The sequence below is a fragment of the Saccharopolyspora sp. NPDC045941 genome, assembly GCF_056431445.1.
In genome coordinates, this window is the sequence record NZ_JBWKKU010000143.1 from 1 (window position 1) to 5,825 (window position 5,825).

The window sequence follows — 5,825 nt, forward strand, 5'->3', positions numbered from 1 at the left end:
TGGTCGACAATCCAGCTACCAGGAGCTTCACTACTTTTCACGCACCGACACGCCACACCCACCCAACCTGCACAAACCAGGTTGAAAAAGGCTCAATGGAAATCAGAGGTCTGATTTCCATTGAAATTGCGGTAGAACCACCTCGATGTCAGGCTGAATCCGGTGCTGCGTGCCGCAGCGCGGTCCACGTCAGCATCGAAAGCAGGTGCACGGCCGTGCAAGCGCCCCCGAACGGAGTGAACAGGCCGAAGCCGGTGGCGGACAGACCGAGGTGCTCGCGCGCGTACAGGACCCAGTTGGAGAACGCCCCCCACCCCGGTCAGGTTCATCACCAGAATGCACGCCGTCAGGGTGCGCCTCCCGGACGGCGCCAAGCCATGCCGCCGGCACTGTGAACGCCGCCTACCGCGATCCTCCAGCGCTTGTCGCCGAAGCCGGGATCGCGTTCTACGCCGGTTTCGCGCGAAAACGCCACCACGCACCACGCGGCCACAAGCGGCTTCGCCAAAGACACGGCCCGTACCGCACTTCCACCACAACCCGAAGGGCTTACGGCCCTTGCGCAGCCCGGGCGATCGGCACTGCACCGGTCGGCGTTCCCGCTGACCGGCGCAGTTCCCCCAGGCGTCATCCGGCCGGGGCTTGGCGCATGGCGGCATTGGGGTCCAGGGCGGGGCCTTCCGGTAGGCGGGCCACCAGGCCCGCCGGCAGCCGCACCGGGCGGGCCGCGGCGTAGCCGAGCATCCGCAGCACCTCCGGTGTCGCCAGCGGGTAGCGGCGCCCCATGTCCGTGACCATGGTCAGCGTGCCCGCCGGGGCCTGCTCCGACGGCATCGCCTCGACCACCGCGGCCCAGCCCGGCGGCACGTGCACCCGGTCGGCCAGCGGCGTTCCGTGCGCGCTCCGGCGCGTGGTCGCCGTCATCGGATCGGCCGGCGGCAGCACCGGATCGACCACCAGCAGGGGCACCGCCCCGCCCTGGCCGAAGGTGGCGCACACCGTGGCCTCCCGGTCCCGCAGCCGAGCGACCGACGGTCGCGTGGCGGGCGCCGAGCCCGCAGCTGCCACGGCCGGGTCGAGCCGCCGTGCCGTGGCCGCCAGCGACGGCGCCAGCTGCACCGCCTTCGGCTCCCCACCGGGATAGGCGGCGAGCATCGTCTGCGCGTCCGCGAGCTGGATGTCGTGCTGCAGCTGGGTGATCGGGCGCAGAGCGTCCCGCTCCGCCAGGTAGTACTGCTGCTCGCCGCCCGAGGTCTGCACCACCAGCAGCATCCCGGCCCGGATGTCGCTTCGCCCCGGCACCGCCGCGGACGGCTCACCGGCCTGCGCCACCGCGAGCGGCTCGATCGGGGCGCCTTCGGGCAGCACGTCCAGCCAGGCCTGCCCGACCCGCGCCCACGGCTCGGACGTCAGCGCGAGACCGGTGCCGACGACCGCGTCGTAGGCGTTGATCTGGTGCCGCCGGCCGCGCCAGATCAGGTAGCGCTCGCCCGTCGGCGCGAGCTCGACCAGCAGCGCCTGGTCGCCCAGCCCGGCGCCACCGCCCGGTTCGGCACCGGCCAGCAGCACCGACTCCTCGATCCTGCTGCCCGCCACGTCACTGGCCGGTGCCGAGCACAGCGACCAGGAGCCGGTCAGCAGCCGGTCCGGGCCCGGCAGCGCGTCGGGCGCGCCCGGGATGCCGATGCGGGGCCCGCGAGGCACGTCGGCGAGGGAATTCCGGGAAACCTGCTGCGTGGCGCGGTGATCGCCGAGGAGCAGCAGCGCGGACGCGTAGTTGGCGACCGGGTACAGCCGCTCGTTCAGGTAGACGTACCGGGTGCCGGTCTCCTTCTCCACGATCACCGCGGCGTCCTTGCGCCAGGCGTTGTTGCCGCCCGGCACGATCATCCCGTACACGCCGACGCAGGCCAGCGACACGATGGCCAGCGCGATGCTCGCGAGCACCGCGCCCGTCGGCCTGCGGAACGGCGGCTGCTCCGGATCGGTTTCCCTGGTGACCAGGGCGGAAATCGCCCGCTGGACGAGGAACTGGTACGCCTGCAGCTGATCTCGCTTCGACGCCATGCGCTCAGCCCCCCAGCCCGCGGACGTAGCCGTAGAGTCCGAGCACGGCGCACACCACCGGAACGATGGCGACCATCACCAGGATCTCGGAGTACTCGGCGAACCGGCCCAGGTAGGGGTTCGCGGCGCGAGTGCTGAGCAGGATGCCGGCCGCGATCACCGCGGCGGCCACGACCAGCAGCAGCGGCCCGGCGAACACCAGCCCCGCCGCCGTCACGCCCGGGCCGACCACCAGGCAGCCGACGCCGAACATCCCGGTGACCAGCAACGGCACCCGTTGCCGCAGGATCGGGTAAAGCCGTGCGCGCAGCAGGAATCCGACGGCAAGCACCGCCGCCATCACCACCGAGCTCGCATCGGCGCTGCCGGCCAGCGCCACCAGGCAGCACATCGCCACGACCGACGCCCCGGTCAGCATTCCGGTGAGCAACCCGTCCGCCCTGGCCACCGCGGCATGGACCAGTTCGAGGGGTGGCGGCGGGTCGTCGCGCACCAGATCCGCCGTCGATCGCGGCAGCACCGGCATCGGCACCCTGCCGAGCCGCAACGCCAGCGGGGCGAACACTGTGGACAGTGCCAGCAGCCCGCCGCCGACCACGGCCGCGACCTGGTAGCCCGCCAACCCGTCGATCGTGGCCAGCCAGCCGGCGAGCACTCCGAGCAGGCCGACGGTGACCGCACCCGCGAACAGCGCCTGCGCCGCTGTCACGCCGAGGTAGCCCACCAGGCCCGCCAACAGCAGCGACGCACCGGCGAGCATCACGTGGCCCGCCGACAGCTCGGTCACCGGATTCCGCCCGGCCAGCAGCAATCCCCCACCGGCGAAGGCGAACGGCAGCGCGACCCCCGCCAGCACGGCCCCGGCATCGGCATCACCGGCTGCGCGGGCCAGCACCACGCCCGCCGCGAGCAGCAACACCGCCGTGCCCAAGGCCCACAGCGCGGGCGATGTCCACGGCGGGCCTGCGCGCAACACCGCGATCAGGCCGAGCAGCACCGCCGCCGCACCGGCCGCCAGTCCCGCCAACCGGGTGTGCCGCGGCCCCCACGCCCGGCCGGTGTGGCCGGATCCGGTGGCGATCGCGTCCACCAGGTCGTCGTACTCCAGCTCCGGCCAGCTGATCCGGCGCGGCGCCAGGTGCAGCACTTCCCCGTCCCGCACCCGGTGCGAGCCCAGCGTCCGGTCCAGGTCGAACGCCGTCCCGTCGACCCTCCGCAGCTGCCAGCCGCCGCCGGTGACGCCGTCGTCGGCCAGGCCTTCGCCCGCGCGCGCCAGCAGGCCGGGGAGGAGCTCGGCGACGGCCGCGTGCTCTGGCAACGCCATGTCGATTCGCCGCCGTGGAGCGGCGATGGTCACTCTGACCAGGCCGGTAGTCTGCATGGTCGAAAGCTTCGACCGCGGCGGGCGATCGCGGGTGGCGAAGGCAGGAACCTGCCGCGTTGCGCGACTTTCGCCGCAGACCGGCCGCACTCCTGGAGAATGGGCGCATGAGCATCGAGAGCAGCGGCGCGGTGAGCGACCTGAGGCTGCTCGCCGAAGGTCCGACCGCCAAGGTCTACGCGGGCCGGCTGGTCGATGACGGCCGCGCGGTCGCGATCAAGATGTTCGCCGAAGGTTTCGACGCCGACACCACGGCGTGGCTGGACCGCGAGCGCAAGGCGCTCGACGCACTGCGGGAGGTGCGGCCGATCCTGCCCGTCGACGCCGTGATCAAGCACCGCGACGGGCGCTCCGGCGTGCGGATGGAGCTGTGCCGGGGCTCGGTGGCCGGGTTGTTCGACTCCGGCGTCGCGCTGTCCCTGCGCGACGTGCTCGCCATCGGGTCGACGATCGCCACCGCGCTCGCCGCGGCGCACCGGGCGGACATCTTGCACGGCGGCGTGACGCCGCACAACGTGCTGTACCGCCGGTCCGGCGAATTCGTCCTCACCGACTTCGGATTGGCGCTGCGCCGCCGTTTTCCGCGCGACCCGATGCACGCGGTGGCCTACACCGCCCCCGAAACGCTGCGCGAGGACACCATTTCCGCGGCATCCGACCTGTACGGGCTGGGCGCGATCCTGCACACCGCGCTGACGGGGGCGCCGCCGTTCCCGCACCGCACCGGGCAGCAGCCCGGCGAGCGGATCCTCCAGGTGCTGCGGGAACCGGTGCCTCCGATCCGGGCCTCCGGGGTGCCGACCGAACTGTCCGATGTGGTCGGTCGCCTGCTCGCCAAGGACCCGGCGGACCGGCCGCAGGGCGCCGCGATGCTGATGGCGTTGTTCGCCAGGATCCAGCGAGCGACGGGCGGCGGCGCGATCGAACCCGGCCACGACTCCGGCGAAGCCGACGACGAGGAAGACGAACCCGCCGCCGAGTTCGACGACTTCGCCGAAGTCGCGCAGCACCACCCGCCGACCGCCGGACACGCCCCACCGGTGGCCGCCGGACACGCCCCATCGGTGCACGCTCCGCAGGTGGCCGAACCGGTGCCACCCGGCCGCACCCTCGTCCACACCTTCGGCGGCGAGTCGAAATCCGGCAAGCGCCCGCACAACCGGCGGCGCACCGGCATCCTGGTCGGCGCCGGCGTGGTCGTCCTGGGGCTGACGGCCGTGCCGCTGTTCGTCGGGTCGGGCGAACCGGAGACGCAAGCCGAATCCGCGGCCACCGCGGTCGCGGCTCCCCCGCCGCAGCAGCCGACCGACCCGAAGCCGGACGTGAACCTCGAAGTGGCCCCACCGGAAGACCGGGGCGACCAGGTCCAGCTGACCTGGCGAGCCGACGGCGACCTCGACTTCGCGGTGGTGGTAGCGGGCGAGCGCATCGACACGATGGTGCTGAACGCCAACCGGGACCGCACCAAGGTGGTGCCGGTGGACCCGACCCGGAGGTACTGCTTCCAAGTGAGAGCCACGGACGGAAAGCACATCTACACCAGCGACCCGATCCCAATCCGAGGCACCCGCTGCAACCTCTAGAGCCGCGGCGTGCGGCAGCCTCGATTCCCTGCGGCACCACCGCTACTTGATTCCCTATTGTCCTCTGCGCGAACCGATCGAGTGGGTCGACGTGAAGGCTCTACTGTTCGCGGACCGGGGCGGCAGGCTGGGGGTGATTCCGCGCGAAACCGCAACGGGGACAGTGTGCTCGACGCGCGTCCTCATCGACGCATGCAAGGGCTGACCGCCATCGTCGAACGGATCACTCGTCCCAAGTCTCGCGCCACACGACCGAGGCGGGCCGGGCGGCACTGGTGAGGAACTCGTCGAGAACCTCGATGAACTGGCCCATCGGCAGCCCTGAACCAGATGGGAATTCGTCGTCGTCGAATTCCGCGCCCTCCGAAGCGGTGTCTCCCACCGGGTAAGCCTTGTCTCGCGTCGCGTCCTGGTAGCTCAGGTACCCAAACCCGTCACGAACAGTGGCGTAAACGTCGTGGTCGAAGAACCCGCGCTCAACGTCCCACAGCGGCCGGTCGCGGTGGATCAACCGTGCCACATCGGCGGCGGGGTCAGCGAGCAGCTCGACGAGCTCACGCACCTGTTCCCTGTCTTCCACGAGCAGATTCGCCCCGCGTTCCGAACCGTCCTCGGCGAACACGGCCCAACGGGCGTCGATGGTCATCTGTTCCCTTCCTTGCCTCGGTAGAGCCTCCCGCTTGGGCTGCTCCCGTCCTTGACCCTAAGAGTTCCTAACAGAGGGTTTTGGTGTGTCGGTAGCAGATGATGCATGTGGCCAGGCCGAGGAACGCTTCGTGGATGTCGTCGCGGCG

General features: G+C 71.5%; 4 protein-coding genes. 1 reads left to right on the forward strand and 3 read right to left on the reverse strand.

Annotation, left to right across the window (positions count from 1 at the left end):
• Positions 1-627: 627 nt before the first annotated feature.
• A complete protein-coding gene (gene eccB, locus AC07FN_RS45635; RefSeq protein ID WP_478401336.1) occupies positions 628-2,067 on the reverse strand; it encodes a type VII secretion protein EccB in 1,440 nt (479 codons plus the stop codon).
• A gap of 4 nt (positions 2,068-2,071) precedes the next feature.
• Positions 2,072-3,448, reverse strand: coding sequence for a type VII secretion integral membrane protein EccD (gene eccD / locus AC07FN_RS45640; RefSeq protein WP_478401337.1), 1,377 nt, complete (start codon positions 3,446-3,448; stop codon positions 2,072-2,074).
• Between the two features lie 107 nt (positions 3,449-3,555).
• Here eccD and AC07FN_RS45645 point away from each other — a divergent pair, with 107 nt between their 5' ends.
• The gene (locus AC07FN_RS45645; protein WP_478401338.1) at positions 3,556-5,031 is read left to right on the forward strand and encodes a serine/threonine protein kinase; all 1,476 of its coding nucleotides are present in this window, start codon (positions 3,556-3,558) and stop codon (positions 5,029-5,031) included.
• 223 nt (positions 5,032-5,254) lie between these two features.
• Here the strand turns inward: AC07FN_RS45645 and AC07FN_RS45650 are convergent, their stop codons facing one another.
• Positions 5,255-5,677 carry an Imm1 family immunity protein gene (locus AC07FN_RS45650; protein WP_478401339.1) on the reverse strand — a complete coding sequence of 141 codons (423 nt, stop codon included), beginning with the start codon at positions 5,675-5,677 and terminating at the stop codon, positions 5,255-5,257.
• Positions 5,678-5,825: the final 148 nt, after the last annotated feature.

What these genes read in the sequence shown, in the direction of transcription:
- eccB (WP_478401336.1), bottom strand. Translation starts at nt 2,067, where the DNA reads ATGGCGTCGAAGCGAGATCAGCTGCAGGCGTACCAGTTCCTCGTCCAG.
- AC07FN_RS45650 (WP_478401339.1), bottom strand. Translation starts at nt 5,677, where the DNA reads ATGACCATCGACGCCCGTTGGGCCGTGTTCGCCGAGGACGGTTCGGAA.
- AC07FN_RS45645 (WP_478401338.1), top strand. Translation starts at nt 3,556, where the DNA reads ATGAGCATCGAGAGCAGCGGCGCGGTGAGCGACCTGAGGCTGCTCGCC.
- eccD (WP_478401337.1), bottom strand. Translation starts at nt 3,448, where the DNA reads ATGCAGACTACCGGCCTGGTCAGAGTGACCATCGCCGCTCCACGGCGG.